The organism is Pseudomonas sp. SJZ078, assembly GCF_007828255.1.
Taxonomy (GTDB): Bacteria; Pseudomonadota; Gammaproteobacteria; order Pseudomonadales; family Pseudomonadaceae; genus Aquipseudomonas.
This window is the reverse complement of sequence record NZ_VIUG01000001.1, coordinates 1-23,672: the sequence shown is the minus strand read 5'-3', so window position 1 is coordinate 23,672 and position 23,672 is coordinate 1. Positions and strand designations below refer to the sequence as shown.

Annotated in this window: 21 protein-coding genes and 1 pseudogene; 16 read left to right on the top strand and 6 right to left on the bottom strand. The window is 60.9% G+C overall.

The genetic code is table 11. The features are described from left to right. Positions 1 to 3 precede the first annotated feature (3 nt). Both FBY02_RS00110 and FBY02_RS00105 read right to left on the bottom strand, forming a co-directional pair. Positions 4 to 3,030: an AMP-binding protein gene (locus tag FBY02_RS00110; protein ID WP_178115345.1), complete on the bottom strand. Its 3,027-nt coding sequence runs from the start codon at positions 3,028 to 3,030 to the stop codon at positions 4 to 6. A 135-nt stretch (positions 3,031 to 3,165) separates the two neighbouring features. Continuing rightward, positions 3,166 to 4,026: a DMT family transporter gene (locus FBY02_RS00105; protein ID WP_178111858.1), complete on the bottom strand. Its 861-nt coding sequence runs from the start codon at positions 4,024 to 4,026 to the stop codon at positions 3,166 to 3,168. Positions 4,027 to 4,388: 362 nt separating this feature from the next. Between FBY02_RS00105 and FBY02_RS00100 the strand changes: the two genes are divergently transcribed. The 8 genes and pseudogenes from FBY02_RS00100 to FBY02_RS00065 all read left to right on the top strand — a co-directional run bounded on the left by FBY02_RS00100 (position 4,389) and on the right by FBY02_RS00065 (position 10,244). Beyond that, a complete protein-coding gene (locus FBY02_RS00100; protein WP_144921553.1) occupies positions 4,389 to 4,979 on the top strand; it encodes an amino acid synthesis family protein in 591 nt (196 codons plus the stop codon). A 45-nt stretch (positions 4,980 to 5,024) separates the two neighbouring features. Further along, positions 5,025 to 5,858 (top strand): alpha/beta fold hydrolase, encoded by an 834-nt coding sequence (locus tag FBY02_RS00095; protein ID WP_144921550.1) that lies wholly within the window; start codon positions 5,025 to 5,027, stop codon positions 5,856 to 5,858. Next, positions 5,855 to 7,336, top strand: coding sequence for an aldehyde dehydrogenase (locus tag FBY02_RS00090; protein ID WP_144921547.1), 1,482 nt, complete (start codon positions 5,855 to 5,857; stop codon positions 7,334 to 7,336). The genes FBY02_RS00095 and FBY02_RS00090 overlap by 4 nt, the downstream gene beginning before the upstream one ends. A gap of 12 nt (positions 7,337 to 7,348) precedes the next feature. Beyond that, the gene (locus FBY02_RS00085) at positions 7,349 to 7,834 is read left to right on the top strand and encodes a flavin reductase family protein (protein WP_144921543.1); all 486 of its coding nucleotides are present in this window, start codon (positions 7,349 to 7,351) and stop codon (positions 7,832 to 7,834) included. Positions 7,835 to 8,068: 234 nt separating this feature from the next. Further along, positions 8,069 to 8,422: pseudogene (locus FBY02_RS00080) on the top strand (aldehyde dehydrogenase family protein); the annotation flags it as partial. A gap of 33 nt (positions 8,423 to 8,455) precedes the next feature. Next, positions 8,456 to 8,845, top strand: coding sequence for a carboxymuconolactone decarboxylase family protein (locus tag FBY02_RS00075; RefSeq protein ID WP_144921541.1), 390 nt, complete (start codon positions 8,456 to 8,458; stop codon positions 8,843 to 8,845). A gap of 81 nt (positions 8,846 to 8,926) precedes the next feature. Next, a complete protein-coding gene (locus FBY02_RS00070; protein ID WP_047698815.1) occupies positions 8,927 to 9,679 on the top strand; it encodes a GntR family transcriptional regulator in 753 nt (250 codons plus the stop codon). Between the two features lies 1 nt (position 9,680). Next, a complete protein-coding gene (locus FBY02_RS00065; protein WP_144921538.1) occupies positions 9,681 to 10,244 on the top strand; it encodes an NUDIX hydrolase in 564 nt (187 codons plus the stop codon). Positions 10,245 to 10,398: 154 nt separating this feature from the next. Here FBY02_RS00065 and FBY02_RS00060 read toward each other — a convergent pair whose 3' ends face one another. Then, on the bottom strand, positions 10,399 to 10,695 hold the full coding sequence (locus FBY02_RS00060) for a DUF1330 domain-containing protein (RefSeq protein WP_144921534.1): 297 nt from the start codon (positions 10,693 to 10,695) through the stop codon (positions 10,399 to 10,401). An 83-nt stretch (positions 10,696 to 10,778) separates the two neighbouring features. On the opposite strand from FBY02_RS00060, the gene ribBA reads away from it, so the two are divergent. The 7 genes from ribBA (at position 10,779) to FBY02_RS00025 (ending at position 17,698) form a co-directional block, all read left to right on the top strand. Next, the gene (ribBA, locus tag FBY02_RS00055) at positions 10,779 to 11,888 is read left to right on the top strand and encodes a bifunctional 3,4-dihydroxy-2-butanone-4-phosphate synthase/GTP cyclohydrolase II (RefSeq protein WP_144921531.1); all 1,110 of its coding nucleotides are present in this window, start codon (positions 10,779 to 10,781) and stop codon (positions 11,886 to 11,888) included. A 276-nt stretch (positions 11,889 to 12,164) separates the two neighbouring features. Continuing rightward, on the top strand, positions 12,165 to 13,190 hold the full coding sequence (locus FBY02_RS00050) for an ABC transporter substrate-binding protein (protein WP_144921528.1): 1,026 nt from the start codon (positions 12,165 to 12,167) through the stop codon (positions 13,188 to 13,190). After that, positions 13,187 to 14,113, top strand: a complete 927-nt coding sequence (locus FBY02_RS00045; protein WP_144921525.1) for an ABC transporter permease — start codon at positions 13,187 to 13,189, stop codon at positions 14,111 to 14,113. The genes FBY02_RS00050 and FBY02_RS00045 overlap by 4 nt, the downstream gene beginning before the upstream one ends. Before the next feature lie 6 nt (positions 14,114 to 14,119). Further along, positions 14,120 to 14,929, top strand: coding sequence for an ABC transporter permease (locus FBY02_RS00040; RefSeq protein ID WP_041022978.1), 810 nt, complete (start codon positions 14,120 to 14,122; stop codon positions 14,927 to 14,929). A gap of 17 nt (positions 14,930 to 14,946) precedes the next feature. Then, the gene (locus tag FBY02_RS00035) at positions 14,947 to 16,098 is read left to right on the top strand and encodes an ABC transporter ATP-binding protein (RefSeq protein WP_144921522.1); all 1,152 of its coding nucleotides are present in this window, start codon (positions 14,947 to 14,949) and stop codon (positions 16,096 to 16,098) included. A 40-nt stretch (positions 16,099 to 16,138) separates the two neighbouring features. After that, the gene (locus FBY02_RS00030) at positions 16,139 to 16,624 is read left to right on the top strand and encodes a flavin reductase family protein (RefSeq protein ID WP_144921519.1); all 486 of its coding nucleotides are present in this window, start codon (positions 16,139 to 16,141) and stop codon (positions 16,622 to 16,624) included. A gap of 30 nt (positions 16,625 to 16,654) precedes the next feature. After that, the gene (locus FBY02_RS00025; protein WP_144921516.1) at positions 16,655 to 17,698 is read left to right on the top strand and encodes an LLM class flavin-dependent oxidoreductase; all 1,044 of its coding nucleotides are present in this window, start codon (positions 16,655 to 16,657) and stop codon (positions 17,696 to 17,698) included. Between the two features lie 187 nt (positions 17,699 to 17,885). On the opposite strand, the gene FBY02_RS00020 is transcribed toward FBY02_RS00025, so the two are convergent. Beyond that, positions 17,886 to 20,009, bottom strand: coding sequence for a TonB-dependent siderophore receptor (locus FBY02_RS00020; protein WP_144921513.1), 2,124 nt, complete (start codon positions 20,007 to 20,009; stop codon positions 17,886 to 17,888). Between the two features lie 210 nt (positions 20,010 to 20,219). Here FBY02_RS00020 and FBY02_RS00015 point away from each other — a divergent pair, with 210 nt between their 5' ends. Then, positions 20,220 to 22,016: a methyl-accepting chemotaxis protein gene (locus tag FBY02_RS00015; protein WP_144921510.1), complete on the top strand. Its 1,797-nt coding sequence runs from the start codon at positions 20,220 to 20,222 to the stop codon at positions 22,014 to 22,016. Positions 22,017 to 22,195: 179 nt separating this feature from the next. Here FBY02_RS00015 and FBY02_RS00010 read toward each other — a convergent pair whose 3' ends face one another. Both FBY02_RS00010 and FBY02_RS00005 read right to left on the bottom strand, forming a co-directional pair. Then, positions 22,196 to 22,393, bottom strand: coding sequence for a YbdD/YjiX family protein (locus FBY02_RS00010; protein ID WP_144921505.1), 198 nt, complete (start codon positions 22,391 to 22,393; stop codon positions 22,196 to 22,198). Between the two features lie 16 nt (positions 22,394 to 22,409). Next, positions 22,410 to 23,672: carbon starvation CstA family protein (locus FBY02_RS00005; RefSeq protein WP_306085244.1), on the bottom strand; the 1,263-nt coding region annotated here is incomplete at its 5' end.

Below are 23,672 nucleotides of genomic sequence, written 5' to 3'. Positions count from 1 at the left end.
CGCCTATAGTTGCTTCTGGCGTCTACGAGCCGCTGATCTGATGGCGGCGGTCCTGCGGTCCACACTGGAAGAAGGAGGCGGCTTCATCGACAAGGCCTCAGCCGATCCCAGCTTTTGGTTGATCAGGCGGGCTTGTGCGTCAAGGCTGTTTTCTTCGAACAGTTCGGTGACTTGAAGCTTCAAGCCGAAGGCATCGTTCAACGCACGGGTCAGCTTGACGATGAGCAGCGAGGATCCTCCCTGGGCAAAAAAACTCTGGGTCGGATGTATCGAGGCAATCAACAGGATGTCAGACCATATCTGCGTCAGGCGCTGCTTGACCGACAATGACTGATCGTTCGCAGGCCCGCGCCTGGATTGGGCGCCAGGTGCAAATCGCTCAAGGGCGGCGACATCCAACTTGCCGTTGAACGTCAGCGGCAAACGCTCCAGGAAAATGAAATGAGCGGGAATCATGTAGGCAGGCACGTGGGCTCGGAGCGATGCCTTGAGCTGCTCGATGACCTCCTGCCGCATGGCGGCATCCCCGATTTCCCGGACAGGAGGAACTTCAATCTGCATCCCGCCCGACGCAGGACGCGGCTCAAACGTAGGATCCAGGCTGTCACGAGGCCCCACGAAGATATCCATTGTTCCGGCGGGAAGGCTATCGCTCCAGCGGACCTTGGCCTGGCGCTGACGGCTTGCGGCCCATTGACGAATGTATTCGGGGTCGCAGGCCTCGCTCGGGTGGATCGCGGAACCGCCTTCGGCAAGCTGAAGGTCCAGGCTGAGTCTGGCGTTTGGAACGCCCGAAAGCATGAACGCCGAAGGGAGCGATGCCAGCCACTGATCCAGGTCTTGTCCGTGTGGATACTCATGACGATACGAATAGCGTGCAGCCGGCTCCAGAATCGCCCGGTCATCCCTGTCGAGCCGGAGGATGACGTCGTAACGGTAGCGGGTCATTTCATCCTTGCCCTGCCCCGTGCGCAATTCAGTCTCTACGTGGACGACTCGCTCCAGTGTGTAGGCCAGTTGCTTGATCTGCAGAGGATCCAGCCACAACTCCCCTTCTCCGACCACGGGAAGTGCACGCTGCAATTTTTCCCGTGTGCGGCTCGCGGCGGCGGACAAGAGCTGTTTCAGGGACGCGTAAGGCACATCACCGATGACAATCACGCCACCTTCGCGACACAGGTCGACAGCTTTCTCAAGGACACCGGCAAGGTAGGCCGTGTCCGGGAAGTACTGGATGACTGAATTCAGCAGAACAACGTCGAAAGGTGCCTCATCCAGCGTGTCCAGCTCATGGGCCGCCCTCTTCATCACCGCACGGGATGCATGGGGACCGGCGACCTGTTCCAGCCGCAGGCGCGCACGCTCGACCGCCGCCTCGCAGGCATCGCAACCGACGTAACGATGGAGGCCGTTTTCCAGCAGTACCACCCCCGTCATACCAATGCCACAGCCGATATCCAGTACCGAGTGGCCTGCGAACTCCAAGACCCGCGAAGCTGTCGCCTGCACCCATTCGCGCAAATCGCTGTCCGGGATCAACTCGCCTGAGAAACTTGAGGTGTAACCACTTTCGGCGCTGGCGACCTCGCTTTTCCCGGCCGACAGATAAGCGGCTTCCCACACATCGAGCCATACACCGGCCTGCTCATCGCGTTGGCTGGACGCCTGTTCATCCAGTACCACATAGGCTGCCAACCTGTGGTCATCAGGCGCATGTTCCACCAGCGTGACGACCGATTGACTGACCAGACCGGACTTGTGAAGGGCCGACTCGATTTCGCCGGGCTCGATACGATAGCCATTGAGTTTGAGTTGCCGGTCTTTGCGCCCGATGAAAACCAGCGAGTTATCAGGCCGTTGTCGAACCCGATCGCCGGTGTGGTAGATCACTGAAGCATCGCCTGTTTCAGCCACCTGAAACTTCTCCGCCGTCAGATCGTCCCGATTGAAATAACCCGCGCTGACCCCTGGCCCAGCGATCAGCAGTTCGGACTCCAGGGGGTCTTGCGACGCAGACAATCGAAAACGGGTACCGGGTAGAGGCTGGCCTATGGGGACGCTGGTCGCTGAACCGGTAAAGTCGCTGGCTTGCAGGCGATGGCAGAAAGACCAGATCGTTGTTTCTGTCGGTCCGTAGAGGTTCCAGGCCGCCCTCGCCGAGCGGAAGATTTTTTCGCCCAATTCAACGGGCAGCGTTTCACCGCCACACAGCGCTCCGACGGCACAGGTACGGGGCCACCCTGCCGCTATCAGCAGTCGCCAGGTAGCCGGGGTGGCTTGAAGCAGAGCCTTGTCGCAGTGGTCGAGCAAATCCGCGATCGCCTGGCCGTCCCGGCTCTGTTGCTCACTGGCCAGGTACAGCGTGCCACCTTGGGCAAGCGGCAGGAAAAACTCCAGGATGGAAATGTCGAAGCCATAGGTCGTGGTGGAAACGAGCGCTCCCCATGCCGGAAAATCGATCACCTCATTGATTGCGGATAAGAAATAGGCGAGGTTTTGTCGGCGAACCATCACCCCTTTGGGGAGCCCCGTTGAACCCGAAGTGAACAATATGTAGGCCAGCGAGAGATCATCGACAAGGGGTTCGAGGAGCAATGTCGAATCACACCAGTCCACCGCCTCGATATCCAGGCATGTGCCGATGGACCATTGTGAAAGATCAACCGACTGAGGTTTGATCACAGCGTCGAGATGGGCGAGCCTGGAGATCAGTTCATTACGCTGCGGTGGTGAATCCGGAGGGAGTGGAATAAAGATCGCGCCTATTGACAGAACCGCAGTCAAGGCGACGATCAGATCGGGCTCCCTGGGCAAGTGGATCCCGACCTTGCTTCCCACGCCAAGCCCCTTACTCAAGAGGTGCCTGGCGAGAGCCTTTCTTCGACCTGAAAGTTCGGCATAGGTGACTGGCTGACCTTGAAACACTATTGCGGTTCTTTCAGGATACTGATCTGCCCATTCATCGATTCTAGTGACAAGATCCAATGCAATGGGTGGAGCGTCGACCGGGCTTGTTTTCGGCTGCATCATTCCAAGAACTCCTTCTACCGTTATCGGCATACAGAATTAAGATGGGCATGCATGCAGTGCCGAATAACCAGCAAGGGTATTCGGCACAACAATATCAGTCACCCCTTCCTGAGGAGTGCCATAGTTAAAGGACGATCACTTATAACTAAGCAAGAACACCCCAACAAGAACGGTGCCTATTCCGACCTTTTGCCCCAGGGTGGTTATTTCCCTGTAAATAGCAATGGCCAATAACACTGTCACACCGGAGTACACCGAACTGATAGGCGTAACAAGCGAGAGTTCACCCACTTTGGAGGCAAAGATATAAAACACCCAACCCGCATTAACCAATACAGAATGCGCAAGAAAGTACCCTCCACGACGCCGGGTCAGATCACCTTGATTCAGCCGACCGTTTCTGCTCAACGCCAGTGCGGTGAAAAGAACAGCCTGGGTCAATGCGGAATAAAAGAAGGCATTGGTGACGTCGAGCGCCTTTGCGGAAAAGCCCAGGATGAAAAAGGCCACGCCAAAACCCACCATGGCCAGGATGGCTTGAAGAAAGCCTTGCGAGCCACCGCGCAACGATTGGAAGATGTTGCCGGAGGTCATGACAATACCGATGAAAATAATCGATACAGCGACCCAGGCAACCGGCGCCAGGCTTTCCCGAAGGAAAATAATGGAAAAGAAGATAGTGACGAGACTGTAAGTAGAGGCGATCGGCGAGACCAGGGATAGATTGCCGACTTCACAGCCACGCATGTAGAAGTAATACCCGGCCACATACGCGGCAGAACTGCCGGTAATGATCAACACAGCGTTTGTATCGAACCTGAGCTGATGGGAAGTGATCAGATACACCCCAAGGAGGAGTGCCACAGCAAAGGTGAACAAGTTGCGAACCAACATTGTTTTCGCGGTGCCTAATTGGCGAATCATAAGACTTTGAATAAAGTCCGAGATACCCCAACACAACATCACCATCAGCCCGCCAAACACTCCGCTATCCATGCAAAACAACTCCGTTATCCCAGACCGGCTATCTTGGCCGAGTCTTGCGCATCCCATCAGGCAACGCTGTGGAAGCGTATATTCGGATAACGGATTGTCAAATTTATCTGCTAGTTCAATTTGCGATTAGCTTATGCCTTTATTGCAACGGTAAAAGCGCCACGCCCCTGATTCCGTCAAACGCGGGCCCTCGACCTCTTTCGTTTCCGCCGCCACCCGACCACGCCCAAACCATGGGCAGCCCTGTCTGGCAAGCCTTCTGTCGTCCATCAGCGAACAAACTCAACGGACCACTTGCGCTTACAGTATTATGGTATACCATCATACGCATCAACTTCTCCCAACCTCCCATGGAGCAGCTCATGAGTTTCGAAATTCGCAAGATCGTCAGCTACGTCGAAGAAACCTTCATCGAGGGTGGCAAGGCCACTGATAAGCCGGTGACCATGGTCGGGCTGGCGGTCGTCATGAAAAACCCTTGGCTGGGCCGTGGCTTCGTTGAAGACCTGAAGCCGGAAATCCGTGCCAACTGTTCCGATCTTGGTGCGCTGATGGTCGAGCGCCTGGTGGGCACCATCGGCGGCGCAGAGAAGATCGAAGCCTATGGCAAGGCCGCTGTCGTCGGCGCCGACGGTGAAATCGAGCACGCCTCGGCCGTGATCCATACCCTGCGTTTCGGCAACCACTACCGCGAAGCGGTCAAGGCCAAGAGCTACCTGAGCTTCACCAACAAGCGCGGCGGCCCTGGTACCTCGATCCAGATCCCGATGATGCACAAGGACGACGAAGGCCTGCGGTCGCACTACATCACCCTGGAAATGCAGATCGAAGATGCACCGCGGGCCGACGAAATCGTCGTGGTACTGGGTTGCGCCGATGGCGGCCGCTTGCATCCACGCATCGGCAACCGCTACATCGATCTGGAAGAACTGGCCGCCGAGAAGGCGCAATAAACCAGCCCGGCCCTTACAACAAAAAAAGGCAAGCAGGAGCGCTCCATGATTCGGCTCACCGCTGAACTCACCCCGGCCGGCACCAGTTACCTGGCGACCGGCCAAGGCCAGCCCGTAGTCTTGATCCACGGTGTGGGCCTGAACAAAGAAATGTGGGGCGGTCAGGTCGTCGGCCTGGCCACGAAGTATCGCGTGATTGCCTACGACATGCTCGGCCATGGCGCCAGCCCACGCCCCGCCAACGGCACCGGTCTGCTCGGTTACGCCGACCAGTTGCTGGAACTGCTCGACCACCTGCAACTGCCTCAGGCCACGGTGATCGGTTTCTCCATGGGCGGCCTGGTGGCACGTGCTTTCGCCCTGCATTATCCGCAACGCCTGCAAAGCCTGGTGGTGCTTAACAGCGTGTTCAACCGCAGCCCCGAGCAACGCGCCGGAGTCATCGCCCGTACCGCCCAGGCAGCCGAGCATGGCCCGGACGCCAACGCCGAAGCCGCGCTGTCACGCTGGTTCAGCCGCGAGTACCAGGCGGCCAACCCGGCACAGATCGCGGCACTGCGCCAGACCCTGGCGAAGAACGATCCCCAGGGTTACCTGACCACCTATGAACTGTTCGCCACCCAGGACATGTACCGCGCCGACGACCTGGGCAGCATCCAGGCGCCCACGCTGATCGCCACCGGCGAGCTGGACCCGGGCTCGACCCCGGAGATGGCCGAACAACTGGCCGCGTGTATTCCCGGTGCCGCCGTTGCCGTGCTCGCCGAACAACGGCATATGATGCCGGTGGAGTCGCCGCGACTGGTCAACCAAATGCTGCTGGAGTTCCTCGACAAGGCGTACTCCCAACAACATCCAATTAAGGGGATCGTTGCATGACACTCGCACGTTTCCAGATGTGCATCGGCGGTGAATGGGTCGATGCCCTGTCCGGCAAGACCTTCCAAAGCCTGAACCCGGCCCTGGCCCAGGCCTGGGCCGAACTGCCCGATGCCGACGAAGCCGATGTCGAACGCGCCGTCCAGGCGGCGCAAACGGCATTCGACAGCCCTGCCTGGCGTGGCCTGACCGCCACCGCCCGTGGCAAATTGCTGCGCCGTCTCGGTGACCTGATCGCCGAAAACAAGGAGCAACTGGCCCAGCTGGAAAGCCGCGACAATGGCAAGCTGATCCGCGAAACCCGGGGCCAGGTCGGCTATCTGCCGGAGTTTTTCCACTACACCGCAGGCCTGGCCGACAAACTCGAAGGCGGCACCCTGCCCCTCGACAAGCCGGATATGTTCGCCTACACCGTGCACGAAGCCATGGGCGTGGTGGCGGCGATCATTCCCTGGAACAGCCCGCTGTATCTGACCGCGATCAAGCTCGCTCCGGCACTGGCGGCCGGCAACACCGTCGTGATCAAGCCGTCCGAACACGCGTCGGCGACCATCCTGGAGCTGGCTCGCCTGGCCCTGGAAGCCGGATTTCCAGCAGGTGTGGTCAACGTCGTGACCGGTTATGGCCCGAGTACCGGCGCCGCCCTCACTTGTCATCCGCTGATTCGCAAGATCGCCTTCACCGGTGGCGCCGCCACGGCTCGCCATGTGGTGCGCAGCAGCGCGGAGAACTTCGCCAAGCTGTCCCTGGAGCTGGGGGGCAAGTCGCCCAACATCATTTTCGCCGACGCCGACCTCGACAGCGCCATCAATGGTGCGATTGCCGGGATCTACGCGGCGTCGGGCCAGAGCTGCGTGTCCGGCTCGCGACTGTTGGTGCAGGACGCGATCTACGATGAGTTCGTCTCGCGCCTGGAAGAACGCGCCAAGCGCATCCGCATCGGCAACCCGCAGGACGACAGCAGCGAAATGGGCCCGATGGCCACCGCTCAGCAATTGGCCGTGGTCGAAGGTCTGGTCGCCGACGCCATCGCCGAGGGTGCGCGGCTGCGCCTCGGAGGCAAGCGTCCACAAAACCTGGGTGAAGGCTGGTTCTATGAGCCAACCCTGTTCGAATGCGACCGCAATTCGATGAAGATCATGCAGGAAGAAGTCTTCGGCCCGGTAGCGTCGGTGATTCGCTTCAAGGACGAAGCCGAAGCGCTGGCCATCGCCAACGACTCGCAGTTCGGCCTCGCCGCCGGCATCTGGACCCGCGACCTCGGCCGCGCCCATCGCCTGGCCCGGGACGTGCGTTCAGGCATCATCTGGGTCAATACCTACCGTGCCGTCTCGGCCATGGCGCCTATCGGCGGCTTCAGGAACAGCGGCTACGGACGTGAAAGCGGTATCGATTCGGTGCTGGCCTACACCGAACTGAAAACGGTGTGGATCAACCTCTCTCAGGCTCCCATGCCTGACCCCTTCGTGATGCGCTAGGAGACGGCCGCCATGATCGAACCCGGCATTTACAAAGAAGTCATGGGCTCGTTCCCCTCCGGCGTCACAGTGGTCACCACCCTGGACCCGGACGGGAACATTGTCGGCATCACCGCCAGCGCGTTCAGCGCGTTGTCGATCGACCCGGCGCTGGTGCTGTTCTGCCCCAATTACGCCTCCGACACCTACCCGATCCTGCGGGACAGCAAGCAGTTCGCGATTCACCTGCTGTCCGCCGACCAGACCGCCGAGGCCTACGCCTTCGCCGGTAAAGGCAAGGACAAGGCCAACGGCATCGACTGGCACCTGAGCGCCCTCGGCAACCCGATCCTGGCCAAGGCCACGGCAATCATCGAGTGCGAACTGTGGCGCGAATACGACGGCGGCGACCACGCGATCATCGTCGGCGCGGTGAAGCACCTGATCCTGCCTGAGCAGCCGGTTACGCCGATGATCTACCACAAGGGCAAACTGGGCGCCCTGCCCGCGCTGGGCTGAACGGCGCAAGGAGAACCTGAGCCGGACACTGTTGTGGCGAGGGGATTTATCCCCGCTGGGGCGCGAAGCGGCCCCAAAAGCTGTCAACTCAATCAACCTGACACACCGAGGTGGCAGGTCTTAGGGCTGCTCCGCAGCCCAGCGGGGATAAATCCCCTCGCCGCAGGGGCCAGAAGTGACTTTTCTATCTTTATTTCAGGAGCCGGCATGAGTCCAGCAGCCTCGCAACTGTACGGCTTCGAGGCGGGCGTCAGCCAGGGTCCGCTGGTCAACGAACGGGCCGTCGCCAAGGTCGAGGACCATGTCCAGGACGCCCTCGCCCACGGTGCCCGGGTGCTCTGCGGCGGCGAACGCCATGCCTTGGGTCACGGCTTCTTCCAGCCGACGGTACTGGCCGGCGTCACGACGCAGATGAAAGTCGCCCGGGAAGAAACCTTCGGGCCGCTGGCAGCGGTCTTTCGCTTCGGCAGCGAGGCACAGGCCGTGGAGATGGCCAACGACACCGATTCCGGGCTCGCCGCCTATTGCTACACCCGCGACCTGGGCCGGGCCTGGCGCATGAGCGAGGCGCTGGAATACACCCTGATGGACGGGCTCTGAGCCCCGCGGGAGACACGGAAAATGAGCAACGACAAATACGCGAAAGGCTTGAAGATCCGCACCCAGGTGCTGGGCGAAGCCTATGTGAAACGCTCCATCGAAAACGCCGACGACTTCACCCGGCCATTGCAGGAAATGGTCACCGAATACTGCTGGGGTCACGTCTGGGGCCGCGAGGGTTTGTCGCTCAAGGAACGCAGCATGATAAACTTGGCCATGATTTCGGCCCTCAATCGGCCTCATGAGCTCAAACTGCATGTACGCGGTGCCTTGCGCAATGGCCTGAGTCGTGAACAAATACGCGAAATCCTGCTTCAGGTCGGTATCTATTGCGGTGTACCCGCAGCCGTCGACAGTTTCCGGCTCGCCCGTGAAGCCTTCGCTGACGCCGATGCCGAGGCCTCCAGTTAACCTTGGCTGGTTTTGCAAAGAGCACGTGACGATGATCGACGTGCTCTTTTTGCATGGACAGCCACCTAAAGAGCAACGCCCATGAAACGCCTGCCACTCGACGACAGCTTCAAGGTCAATCGCAACCCCGTTACCCTGCGCGAGATTGTGCTGGATAAGCTGCGAAGCGCCATCATGAACTTCCAGCTCCTGCCGGGAGATCGTCTGGTCGAGCGCGATCTGTGCGATCGCCTGGGCGTGAGCCGCACGTCGGTGCGCGAAGCCTTGCGTCACCTGGAGTCCGAAGGCCTGGTGGAATTCGCCGATGCCAAGGGCCCACGGGTCGCGATCATTACCCTGGACGATGCCGGTGACATCTATGAGCTGCGTTGCGTGCTGGAAGGGCTGATCGTCCAGTTGTTCACCCTGCGCGCCAGCGCCAAGGACATCAAGGCCCTCGAAAAGGCCCTGAAGGAAAACCGCGAGGCCCTCAAGGACGGCGAACTGCAACAGGTGCTGGATTCGGTACAGGGTTTCTACGATGTGCTGCTCGAAGGCTCCGGCAACCATGTGGCCGCCACCCAGTTACGCCAATTGCAGGCGCGCATCAGCTACCTGCGAGCCACATCGGTGTCCCAGGAAAACCGCCGCGGCGCCAGCAACCAGGAAATGGAACGCATCGTCGAGGCCATCAAGAGCGGCGATCCGCTGGCCGCCCACCAGGCTTCGGTGGACCACGTACGGGCCGCGGCCAAGGTTGCGCTGGAATACCTCAAGCGCAAGCAGGAAGAGACCGGCGATATTCCTGAAATCACGGTCCCCATCGCCCTGAAAGAACCTCGTATAGGACACTGACATGTTCAGCCCGAGCTTTTGTCCAAAGTGTGGCGGCAGCGACCTGAGTCAACGCCTGCCGGCGGGCGATACCCATGAGCGGCTGATGTGTGGCGGCTGCGGCTACATCCACTATGTCAACCCGAAGATCATTGCCGGCTGCATCATCGAGCAGGACGGCAAATACCTGTTGTGCCAGCGCGCCATCCCCCCACGCCCGGGCACCTGGACCCTGCCTGCCGGCTTCATGGAAGGCAACGAGACCACCGAGCAGGCGGCGTTGCGGGAAGTCTGGGAGGAAACCGGCGTGCGCGCGGACATCGTCTCGCCCTACTCGATCTTCAGCGTGCCGAAGATCAGCGAGGTGTACATCATCTTCCGCGCCGTCGCGCTGGAAATCACCGGCCAGTTCGGCCCGGAAACCCTTGCCTGCCAGTTCTTCGCACCGCAAGACATTCCCTGGGACAGCATCTACTACCCGGCCATCCGCCAGATCCTCGAACGTTATATCGAGGAGCGCCAGGCCGGGGTCTACGGCATCTACATCGGCAACGACGACAGCGGCAAGATCCACTTCATCCGTTGACCCCTTTTGTGGGAGCGGGCTCGCTCGCGAAAGCGCAGTGTCTGTCATGTAGATGTTGTATGTGCCGCCGTCTTCGCGGGCAAGCCCGCTCCCACAGGGTTGGATGCCGTACACAAACCCTGCCCACACCACAAAGTGAAGCCGACACCGGCGCCTACAAGGGCGCCACCCCCTCGACGATGACCACCTCGGCCCGGGCCACATCCTTGCGGTGGCGCTTGGCCTCCTGGTACTGCTCCGAGTGATAACAGGCCAGCGCCTGCTCGTAGGAATCGAATTCGATGACCACGCTGCGCTGCGGCGTGGCCCTGCCCTCCATTGCCTCGCTACGCCCGCCCCGGGCCAGCATCCGTCCTCCGTACAAGGCAAACGCCGCCGGAGCCCGTTGGGTGTATTGGCTATATTGATCAGGGTCGGTGACATCCACATGGGCAATCCAGTACGCCTTCATAGTGACCTCTCGGGTTGATTTGTATTATGGTATACCACAAGCGGTTTCCTTCATGCATCCCATCCTGACAAAGAGATCCCCACATGGCCTTTAACAGTATTCAAGAAATCATCGAAGACTACCGCCAGGGCAAGATGGTGTTGCTGGTGGACGATGAAGACCGGGAAAACGAAGGTGATCTGCTGCTGGCCGCCGATTGCTGCAACGCCCAGGCCATCAGCTTCATGGCCCGGGAAGCCCGCGGGCTGATCTGCCTGACCTTGACCGACGAACACTGCCAGCGCCTGGGGCTCGAACAGATGGTGCCGAGCAATGGCAGCGTGTTCAGCACAGCGTTCACCGTGTCCATCGAGGCCGCCACCGGCGTGACCACCGGCATTTCCGCCGCCGACCGGGCGCGCACCGTGGCCGCGGCGGTCGCCGCCGATGCCGGCCCCACCGATATCGTCCAGCCGGGGCATATCTTCCCGCTACGCGCCCGGGAAGGGGGTGTCCTGACCCGGGCCGGGCATACCGAAGCCGGCTGCGACCTGGCGCGCCTGGCCGGTTTCACGCCGGCATCGGTGATCGTCGAAGTCATGAACGACGACGGCACCATGGCCCGCCGCCCGGACCTGGAAGTATTCGCCCGCAAGCACGGGATCAAGATCGGCACCATCGCCGACCTGATCCACTATCGCTTGAGCACCGAACACACCGTGGTACGCATCGGCGAACGGGAACTGCCCACCGTGCACGGCACCTTCCGGCTGTTCACCTTTGAAGACCGCATCGAGGGTGGCGTGCACATGGCGATGGTCATGGGCAACATCCGCCGGGAAGAACCCACCCTGGTACGAGTCCATGCCATCGACCCGCTACGGGACCTGGTGGGCGCCGAATACAATGGCCCGTCCAACTGGACACTCTGGGCGGCCTTGCAACGGGTCGCCGAAGAGGGCTGCGGCGTGGTGGTCGTCCTGGCCAACCACGAATCCTCACAAGCGCTGCTCGAACGCGTGCCACAACTCACCCAGCCACCACGCCAGTTCAGCCGTTCCCGGTCACGCATCTATTCAGAAGTCGGTACCGGGGCGCAGATTCTCCAGGACCTGGGCGTCGGCAAGCTGCGCCACCTGGGACCGCCGCTCAAGTATGCCGGTTTGACCGGATACGACCTGGAGGTGGTGGAGAGCATTCCGTTTACCGGATAACTCCGAGATCCCACAGGGCCGGAGGCCGCCTGGAAAAAAATCATAAGAGAAAAATCTGCCTTGGACAGATAGCCGGTACGGCAAAATGCTTGCAGAAAGTTTGGAATACCATAATATGATATTCCATAGACCGAACGCGCCAGCCAAGTGCGCCCGGCAGGGAAAGCATAGCCATCCAGCCCTTGGCCCGGTCCTGCAAAGCCAGATGGACCTATAGCTCCCGATAAGCGGGCACACACAAGCCCGCTCAATAAACACAACAATGAGGGCGTGAAAATGGTGTTGAAGAAAAGTGCGGTTGCCGTTCTTTTTGCTGGCTTGCTGGGTGTTACCAGCCAAGCGGCGATGGCTGCCGAAAGTGTCAACTTCGTCAGCTGGGGTGGTACGACCCAGGATGCACAGAAGCAGGCCTGGGCCGACCCGTTCAGCAAGAGCACCGGCATCACCGTGGTCCAGGATGGCCCCACTGACTACGGCAAGCTCAAGGCCATGGTCGAAAGTGGCAACGTGCAGTGGGACGTGGTTGACGTCGAGGCTGACTTTGCCTTGCGCGCCGCTGCCGAAGGCCTGCTCGAACCACTGGACTTCTCGGTCATCCAGCGCGACAAGATCGATCCACGCTTCGTTTCCGATCACGGCGTAGGCTCCTTCTACTTCTCCTTCGTCCTCGGCTACAACGAAGGCAAGCTCGGCGCCGGCAAGCCCCAGGACTGGTCCGCGTTGTTCGACACCAAGACCTACCCCGGCAAACGCGCCCTGTACAAATGGCCGAGCCCCGGCGTGCTTGAACTGGCCCTGCTGGCCGACGGCGTCCCTCAGGACAAGCTCTATCCCCTGGACCTGGATCGCGCCTTCAAGAAACTCGACACCATCAAGAAAGACATCGTCTGGTGGGGCGGCGGCGCCCAGTCCCAGCAACTGCTCGCGTCCGGTGAAGCCAGCCTCGGCCAGTTCTGGAACGGTCGCATCTACGCACTGCAACAGGACGGCGCGCCGGTGGGCGTGAGCTGGAAACAGAACCTGGTCATGGCCGACATCCTGGTGGTACCGAAGGGCTCGAAGAACAAGGCCGCCGCCATGAAGTTCCTGGCCAACTCCAGCAGCGCCAAGGGCCAGGCCGACTTCTCCAACCTGACCGCTTATGCCCCGGTCAACGTCGATAGCGTCGCACGCCTGGATTCGGTGCTCGCCCCCAACCTGCCGACCGCCTATGCCAAGGATCAGATCACGCTTGATTTCGCGTACTGGGCCAAGAACGGTCAGGACATCGCGACACGGTGGAACGAATGGCTGGTCAAATGAAAATGTCGGCAACGACAACCCGACACACCGGGAGCGCCGCTGGCGCTGCTGGTGTGGCAACCGCTAAGGCAGCGACGACCCCATCGCTGTCCCAGCGCTGGCGCGGGGCCGGCAACCTGGCTCCCGCCCTGCTGTTCCTTGGCCTGTTCTTCCTGGCGCCGTTGATCGGCCTGCTCCTGCGTGGCGTGCTGGAACCGGTTCCCGGGTTGGGTAACTACGAGCAACTGTTCGCCAACTCGGCTTATACCCGAGTGCTGCTCAATACCTTTTCGGTGGCCGGCCTGGTGACGCTGTTCAGCCTGCTGCTGGGTTTCCCCCTGGCCTGGGCCATCACCCTGGTGCCGCGGGGCTGGGGTCGCTGGATCCTCAACATCGTGTTGCTGTCGATGTGGACCAGCCTGCTGGCCCGGACCTACTCCTGGCTGGTGCTGTTGCAGGCTTCCGGGGTGATCAACAAGACGCTGATGGCCCTGGGGATCATCGACCAGCCGCTGGAGATGGTGCACAACCTCACCGGCGTGGTGATCGGCATGAGCTACATCATGATCCCGTTCATCGTCCTGCCGTTGCAGGCGACCATGCAGGCCATCGACCCGATGATCCTGCAGGCCGGCTCCATCTGCGGTGCCAGCCCCTGGACCAACTTCTTCCGGGTGTTCCTGCCGCTGTGCCGGCCGGGGCTGTTTTCCGGTGGCCTGATGGTGTTCGTGATGTCCCTGGGTTACTACGTCACTCCGGCACTGCTCGGCGGTGCGCAGAACATGATGCTGCCCGAGTTCATCATCCAGCAGGTGCAGTCGTTCCTCAATTGGGGCCTGGCGAGCGCCGGTGCCGCATTGCTGATCGTCATCACGCTGGTGCTGTTCTACTTCTACCTGAAGCTTCAGCCGGAATCCCCGGTTGGCGCCAGTAACGCGAGGTAAATGGTCATGCTCCTGACTCCCAATGCCATGAGCCGGCGCATGCGCTTCGGTCTGTACTTCACGACCGGGTTGATCGGGCTGTTCCTGCTGCTGCCAATCGTATTCATCGTGCTGCTGTCGTTCGGCTCGTCCCAGTGGCTGGTCTTCCCCCCACCGGGCTGGACGTTCAAATGGTACGGCCAGTTCTTTTCCAACCCCGATTGGATGAGCGCCGCGCTGGCCAGTCTCAAGGTCGCGGTACTGACCACGATCTGCGCCGTGGCCCTGGGCCTGCCCACCGCGTTTGCCCTGGTGCGCGGCCGGTTTCCGGGACGGGAAATGCTCTATGGCCTGTTCACCCTGCCAATGATCGTGCCGCTGGTGATCATCGCCGTGGCGGTGTATGCGCTGTTCCTCAAGCTGGGCTACACCGGCACGATGTTCGCGTTCGTGGTCAGTCACGTCATTGTCGCGTTGCCGTTCACCATCATCTCAATCATCAACTCGTTGAAACTGTTCGACCAGTCCATCGAAGACGCCGCCGTGATCTGCGGCGCGTCACGCCTGCAAGCAGTGTTCAAGGTCACCTTCCCGGCCATCCGCCCGGGGATGATCGCCGGCGCCTTGTTCGCGTTTCTGGTGTCGTGGGACGAGGTGGTGCTGAGCGTGATGATGGCCAGCCCGACCCTGCAAACCCTGCCTGTAAAGATGTGGACCACCCTGCGCCAGGACCTGACGCCTGTGATCGCCGTCGCTTCGACGCTGCTGATCGGCCTCTCGGTATTGGTGATGGTGATCGCCGCCGCCCTGCGCCGGCGCAATGAAATCAGCGCCTGAGCGCCTAGGAGAACACAATGAGTGCCGTCAAAGACCCCGCACAACAGAACAACAAGACCCTGGTCAGCCTGCGCAACCTGAACAAGCACTACGGCGACTTTGCCGCCGTCGACGATATCGCCCTGGAGATCCGGGACGGTGAGTTTCTGACTTTCCTCGGCTCCAGCGGCTCGGGCAAGAGCACCACGCTGTCGATGCTGGCCGGCTTTGAAACCCCCAGCAGCGGCGAGATCCTGGTGGACGGCAAATCCCTGGTCAACGTCCCGCCGCACAAGCGCGACATTGGCATGGTGTTCCAGCGCTACTCGCTGTTCCCGCACCTGTCGGTACGCGACAACATTGCCTTCCCCCTGGCGATCCGCAAACTGGCGCCGGCCGAGCGCGACCGTCGAGTCGATGCCATGCTCAAGCTGGTACAACTGGAGCAGTTCGCCCATCGCCGCCCTTCGCAACTCTCCGGCGGCCAGCAACAACGCGTAGCGATTGCCCGGGCGCTGGTCTACGAACCACGCATCCTGCTGATGGACGAACCCCTCGGTGCTCTGGATAAAAAGCTCCGCGAAGACCTGCAGGATGAACTGCGCCAACTGCATCGACGCCTGGGCATCACCATCGTCTACGTGACCCACGACCAGGAAGAAGCCATGCGCCTGTCCCAGCGCATCGCGATTTTCAGCCACGGCAAGATCGTCGGCCTGGGCACCGGCTACGACCTTTACCAGAACCCGCCGAATGCCTTTGTCGCGTCGTTCCTCGGCAACTCGAACTTCCTCAAGCTCAAGGCCCAGGGCAACGCGGTGGCGACTTTCGAAGGTCAGTCGCTGTCGATCCGCCTGACCGCCGGGCTGCAAACCGACCAGGACGTGCTGCTGATGGTCCGCCCGGAAAAAGCCCTGGCCCTGAGCACCGAACAGGCTGCTCAAGAGTCCCTGGCGGCGGGCTGGAATGAAGTTTCGGCCAAGGTCGTCGAAGTGCTGTTCCTCGGCGAAAGCCAGACCTGCAGCGTGGTGACCTCCGGCGGCACCGCCATGACCGTCAAGGCCCTCTCCGCCGCCGGCATGCCGCTCAAGGCCGGCGATCCGGTGCGTGTGCGCTGGGCCACCGCCGATGCCTGTGTCTACACCCAATGGGCCGAAAGCGACCTGAACAAAGCCGCCGGTGCTCATTGATGACACGGCGTCGTTACCGTATGCGTGCGAGGACTACTAAATGATTGATGCCAACGTTTACAAACAAGTCATGGGTTCGTTCCCGTCCGGCGTGACGGTCATCACCACCCTTAATGACGACGGCCAGATCGTCGGCCTCACCGCCAGCGCCTTCAGCTCGTTGTCGATGGACCCGGCCCTGGTGCTGTTCTGCCCCAACTACAGTTCCGATTCCTACCCGGTCCTGATCAGGAACAAGCGCTTCGCCATCCATCTGCTCTCCGGTGGGCAACAGAACGAAGCCTATGCCTTCGCCCGCAAAGGCAAGGACAAGGCCCACGGCATCGAATGGACCCTGAGTGAGCTGGGCAACCCCTTGCTGGGCAATGCCACCGCCATCATCGAATGCGAACTGTGGCGAGAATACGAAGGCGGCGACCACGCCATCATGGTCGGCGCCGTGAAGAACCTGATCGTGCCGCAACACACCCAAGGCCCACTGGTTTATTGCCATGGAAAGATGGGCGCCCTGCCCGCCCTCGCCTGAACCGATCGTCAATCATCAAGAGATAGCGCCATGAAATTTTCATTGTTCGTACACATGGAGCGCTGGGACGAAAGCGTCAGCCATCGCCAGCTGTTCGAAGACCTGACCGAGCTGACCCTGATGGCCGAGGCCGGTGGTTTCAGCACGGTCTGGATCGGTGAACACCACGCCATGGAATACACCATCTCGCCAAGCCCGATGCCGCTGCTGGCCTACCTGGCGGCCAAGACCACCACCATTCACCTGGGCGCCGGCACTATCATCGCGCCGTTCTGGCACCCGCTGCGGGCGGCTGGTGAATGCGCATTGCTGGACGTGATCAGCAACGGTCGCATGGAAGTCGGCCTGGCGCGTGGCGCTTACCAAGTCGAATTCGACCGCATGGCCGGTGGCATGCCAGCGGCGTCCGGCGGCCAGGCGCTGCGTGAAATGGTTCCGGCGGTACGGGCATTGTGGCAAGGCGACTATGCCCACGACGGCGACATCTGGAAATTCCCGACCTCCACCAGCGTGCCCAAGCCGATCCAGAAACCGAACCCACCGATGTGGATCGCTGCCCGCGACCCGGACTCGCACAACTTCGCAGTCGCCAACGGCTGTAACGTCATGGTGACGCCGTTGATGAAGGGCGACGAAGAAGTCCTCGACCTGAAGAACAAGTTCCAGAATGCACTGGACAACAACCCCGACGTACCACGCCCGCAATTGATGGTGCTGCGTCACACCCACGTGCACTCGGCGGATAACCCCGAAGGCTGGAAAGTCGGGGCCAAGGCGATCGCGAAGTTCTACCGCACCTTCGATGCCTGGTTCGGCAACAAGGAAACCCCGGTCAACGGTTTCCTGGCGCCAAGCCCGGAAGAAAAGTTCGCCGGTCGCCCGGAGTTCGAACTGGAAAGCCTGCACAAGACCGCCATGATCGGTACCCCGGAAGAAATCATCCCGCGCATCAAGTACTACCAGGAACTGGGCGTCGACGAGTTCAGCTTCTGGTGCGACAACAGCCTGCCTCACTCGGAGAAGAAGAAATCCCTTGAGCTGTTCATCAAACATGTGGTGCCGGCGTTTCGCTGAGCGCGCAGTACGGTTGGACCGCTATCGCGAGCAGGCTCGCTCCCACAGGGGGACCGTGGTGAACACAGGTTAAATGCACGCCTGTAACTCATGTGGGAGCGAGCCTGCTCGCGAAGGCGTCCTGAAGCAAAAGACGAAGCAAAAAAATGCCCGGACTCAACGGTCCGGGCATTTTTGCTTTCAAGAATCAGAACGTCACGCTGGCACTCAGGCGCGCAGTACGTGGTTCCCCGACGGCGACTTGCAACTGGCTGCCGGTGGAGGACGGGTAGTACTGCTTGTCGAACAGGTTATCGACGTTCAGTTGCAGCGACGTCTTGTACCCCAGCACCGGCGACTCCCAACGCAGGAAGGCGTCGGCCACGGTATAGCTGCTCAGCCAGAAATCGTTGGCGTTGTTGGCCGCGCGCTCGCCGACGTAGCGTGCGCCGGCACCGGCATGCCAGGCGCCGAATTCGGCCGGAACGTTGAGGTGGTGCGACAGGTACAGGCTGGCGGTGTGCTTAGGCGCGTCCGACAGGCGATGGCCTTCGTTCTTCGGATCATCCAGTATTTCCGTATGGGTGTAGGCGTAGGTGCCGATCAGGTCCCAGCGTTCGGCCAGACGTCCGGTGACGTCGAGCTCCAGGCCTTGGGAGCCGACTTTGCCGGCGGCTTCTGCAATGGTTTTCCCACCCACTACGGCATTGGTTACCACATTCTTTTTTTCGATATCGAACAAGGCGAGATTGATATTCAGCCCAGGCAGAGGATCATATTTGGCACCGATTTCATAACTGCGCCCTTCCTCCGGCTTGAAAGTGCTGAGGTTGTCATCGACGGTATCGTTGGGCTTGAACGAACGGCTGTAATTCCCGTACAGGGACAAAGTTTCATCCGCTTTGTAGACCAGCCCCAGAAACGGAACAAAGGCATCGCCGTTATCGTCGCGAACAGGCACTCGCTTGATCATGCCCGTCTCACTGAACTGGTCGTAATGCTGATAGCGTCCTCCAAACACCAGAATCCAACGATCGTCCAGGTGCCAGTTGTCTTTAAGGTAAACGGAGCTGGAAGTCAGTTTGTTACTCAAGTTGCTTTGCGCAGCATTTATCTTGCCTGGCTCTGCCAGACCACCATAAACCGGCGCGGTGATATCGAACCCTCCTTGTGCAGTGCCACGGTAGGTCTTGCCACGGTATTGATCGGACACCTGATTATCGACACCGATCAGCAGATCATGACGCTGACCGAACAGCTCCTGCTTACCCATGAAATCCCAACTGGCGTAACGCGTTTCATCGTCGTAGTGCGCACCATTGGCGGCACGCTGAAACTTACCGGCATTTGACAGGCTCGGCTGCGCAATCGAAAGACTGTACCGATCATTGTTCCAGCCATAAGTCACCCGAGTCTTCCACGCCTCGCTCAACTCATACTCGAAACGCGCCGTCGCCGTCTCACGAATCCCGACGCTCTTGGCCCAGCGCTCATCGAGGCGCTTGTCATAATCGATATCCGCCGGATGCCCGTCGGTAAACACCGTCCCCCGGTCGAACGGGTTGGAATATTCGTTGTACTCATAACTCAGGCTCAACGAGGCCCGCTCACCCGTCCAAGCCAGGGACGGCGCCACCAACGTGCTCTCATTCACGCCATAGTTGCGCCAGTAATCTTCATGACCACGCTCGGCAATCAGCCGATACGCCAGCCCGGTATCCCCTAGCGGCCCGGTGGTGTCCACGCCCAGGGTGCCGCCGCCTTCGCTGTAGGCCGAGCCGCTCAGCGTGGTGCTCTGGGTGTATTCGGGCTTTTTGCTGATGACGTTGATCAGACCACCAGGCTCCAGCGCGCCATACAACATCGAGGCCGGACCCTTGAGCACTTCGACCCGCTCGGTGGTGGCGCTGAAGTTGTGTCCCAGGTTCGAACGCACGCCGTCGCGCAGGATCGAGCCATCGTCGTTGGTGCCAAAACCACGCTTGATCAGCGAGTCCCGCGAGCCCCCCAGGGTATTGCCCTGGCTGACGCCGCTGACGAACTTCATCGCATCGCCAAGTGAGCGCACCTGATAATCGTCCAGTGTCTGCTGGGTCACCACATTGATTGATTGCGCCTCTTCCTTGATCGGTACATCGTTTTTGCTTGCCGTGCTGGCTTGCGATGCCGTGTAGCCCTCATCTTGAGTGACGCGACTGCCCTGGATGTCCGTGGTGGGCAGTTCGATTACATCCTGGGCCCACAACGGGCTGGCGATGAAGCAGCAGGACAAGGTCGGCAATACACACTTGATGAAGACGTTGCGATTCGCAGGAGGGGTGAAACGATTCAAGACACGCACTCACAGGGGATGTTAATGCGAGCAAATATACTTTGAGAATTATTCCCAGTAAACACTTGTGGGAGCGGGCTTGCCCGCTCCCACAAGGCTCTATCGACTCGTGCAAAGTGATATCAAATAGCTCCAATCCGGCTAAAGCTTTCACCCCTGCGGTCGACTGTTAGCCATCAAGTAGATATTTTTCTGCCCAGGAGCTATGGCATGCAGACGTTGAAGGCTTTGTACGAGTCCATCGAAATGCACTTTTTCGATACGCTCACCAAGAAACTCTCAAGCCTTTTCCTGCTGGTCGCCGTCAGCGGCTTGCTGTACTGGGTGGCCCTCAGCGCCCGTACCGACATTGTGGCGCAGTTGCACAACGCGCAGCTCGACGCCGCCCTGCTGGGGCAGATCGAGGGCCGCCTCGACAGCCTGACCCAGGCCCTGTTGTTCGGTGCGCTCTTGACGCTGTGCATGATCAGCTTCATGGTCTGGTACTTTCGCCACCTCATCGTGCGCCCCGTCACCGCCATGACCCGTGCACTGGAGGAGATCGCCAACGGCGAAGGCGACCTGTCCAGGGACCTGCCGTTGGTGACCCATGACGAAATCCGCGTGTTGGCCGGCACCTGCAACCGTTTCCTGGCCAAGCAACGGGAAATCATCAGCAACGTCCAGGCACTCACCGTGCACATCGCCGTGGAGTCGGCGCGCTCGCTCAAGAACATCAGCGACTCCAGCGACAGCGCCACCCACCAGGCGCGCTTCGCCAAGGAAGTCATGGAGCAGAGCAACTCCGCCGTGGAGCGCATCGAAGAGGTCTCACGCCAGACCCAGGGCATCTCCAGCACCACCGCGCAGAACCTGAGCATGGCCCGGGATTCCTATGCCGAGCTGCTGGAAGTGACCGGCAACATCGGCGAGATCGCCGGCAGCCTCAATGAGTTCGCGACGCTGGTGAGCGCCTTGAATCAGCGTTCATCGAGCATCAAGTCCATCGTTGGCTTGATCCAGCAGATCTCTGCCCAGACCAACCTGTTGGCCCTCAACGCCGCCATCGAAGCCGCCCGTGCCGGCGAGAGCGGCCGGGGCTTCGCCGTGGTGGCCGATGAGGTGCGGACCCTGGCGCAGAATGTCAGCCGGGCCACGGACGACATCTCGCGCAACATCGACGCCATGCTCGAGGAAGTCGGCTCCACCCACGAGCAGACCACCCAGATCAGCCACAGCGCCCGGGAAACCCAAAAAGTCGTGGAGCGTGCTTCCGGCCATTTCGAGAGCATGATCGTCGACTTCGAATCCACCAACGGCAAGCTGGCCGACATCGCCGGGCACATCCAGCAGTTCGCCGATGCCAACACCGGCATCAACGAACGGGTCACCCAGATCCATGCCGACAGCCAGTCGATCGACCAGCGCATGCAGCATTCGGCAACCGCTACCCGTGATCTGTCCGGTGTCGCTGAAAAGGTGCAGGCGCTGCTGGGCCGGTTCGTGCTCGGCCACGGCAAGCTGGATGCGGCCATCACCCGTGCCAGTCAGTGCCGCGACACCCTCCAGGTACGCCTGGAGGCATTGCACCGCGAGGGACTCAACCTGTTCGACCAGAATTACCAGTTGGTTCCGGGCACCGATCCCAAGCAGTACATGACCGGCTACACCGAACGCTTTGCCCAGGTCTGCCAGGAAGCCTGCGACGCCCTCACCCGCAGCACACCGGGCGGCAAGGTCTCGTTCATCGTCGACACCAAGGGCTACTGCCCGGTGAACAACAGCTGGGTGTCGAAACCACCCACCGGCGACCGCGCCGTTGACCTGCCGGTATGCCGCAACAAACGGATCTTCAACGACCCCATCGGCCTGCGCGCGGCGGGCAACGTCCAGCGCTTCCTGCTCCAGACCTACCTGCGCGATACCGGGGAAATCATGACCGAGATCGACGTACCGTTCTTCTTCGACGGCCGCCACTGGGGCAACCTGCGGGTGGGGTTCGACGCGGCGGTGTTGCTGGCGGAGTGAGCCTGCTCCGGGCGGCGATCCGACGATAGCGGTGGATCAGCCGACATCTTCATCACTGACCCGACGCCTTCGCGGGCAAGCCCGCTCCCACAGGGAATCGGTGGTAGACACAAAACCTGAGGCTGCCCAAAAACAACTGTGGGAGCAAAGCTTGCTCCCACAGGGGTGTTACAAGGCCTTCAGCAGCACTTCGGCCCACCCTTGCCACCGTAACGGGCCTCCTGGCGTTCGCGGAAGAACGTCTCGTAGTCCATCAGCGGTTTGTCCGGGTGCTTGGTTTGCATGTGCTCGACGTAGTTGTCGTAGTCGGGCATGCCGACCATCAGGCGGGCGGCCTGACCGAGGTATTTACCGAGGCGACTCAAGTCATTGAACATCGTTGCAATCCTCGTTTCAGGCGTCCGGCAGGGCCTGGAATGGCGCTTCTTTATCCGTGCGCTCTTTCGTACCCCAGGCGGCGACGCCGACCTTGAGCGCGTAGAACAGGATACTGAGCACCACGAACAGGAACAGTACCGTCAGCGTGGCATTGGTGTAGGCATTGAACACCACGTGCTGCATCTGCTCGATGCTCTTGGCCGGGGCCAGGATCTGGCCGGCCGCCAGGGCTTCGTTGTATTTGCGCGCCAGGGCCAGGAAGCCGATCGCTGGGTTCGCGTCGAACAGCTTGATCAGGCCCGCCGTGGTGGTGCAGATCAGCAGCCAGGCCGCCGGTAGCAGCGTGACCCAGATGTAGCGCTGGCGCTTCATCTTGATCAGCACCACGGTGCCGAGCATCAGGGCGATACCGGCCAGCATCTGGTTGGAAATGCCGAACAGCGGCCACAAGGTGTTGATGCCGCCCAGCGGATCGATCACGCCCTGGTACAGCAGATAGCCCCACAGTGCCACGCAACCGGCGGTGGCGATCAGGTTGGCGGTCCAGGATTCGGTGCGCTTGAGCGATGGCACGAACGAGCCCAGCAGGTCCTGCAGCATGAACCGCCCGGCACGGGTGCCGGCGTCCACCGCGGTGAGGATGAACAGCGCTTCGAACAGGATCGCGAAGTGGTACCAGAATGCCATGGTGTTCTCACCCGGCAGCACCGAGTGCAGGATCTGCGCAATACCGACCGCCAGGGTCGGCGCACCGCCGGCACGGGCCAGGACGGTGGTTTCGCCGATGTCCCGGGCCACCGCCTGCAGCGCGTCCGGGGTAATGGCAAAGCCCCAGCCGCTGATGGTCTGGGCCACGGCCACGACGTCACCGCCGACCACCGCCGCCGGGCTGTTCATGGCGAAGTACACGCCCGGCTCGATCACCGACGCGGCGACCATGGCCATGATCGCCACGAAGGACTCCATCAGCATGCCGCCGTAGCCGATGTAGCGGGCGTTGGTTTCGTTGTCCAGCAGCTTGGGCGTGGTGCCCGAGGAGATCAGCGCATGGAAGCCCGAGACCGCGCCGCAGGCGATGGTGATGAACAGGAACGGGAACAGCCCGCCCTTCCACACCGGGCCCAGGCCGTTGGTGAACTGGGTCAGCGCCGGCATTTTCAGCTCGGGCATGGTGATCAGGATACCGATCGCCAGGGCGACGATGGTGCCGATCTTGAGGAAGGTCGACAGGTAGTCCCGCGGGGCCAGGATCAGCCACACCGGCAGCACCGCCGCGAC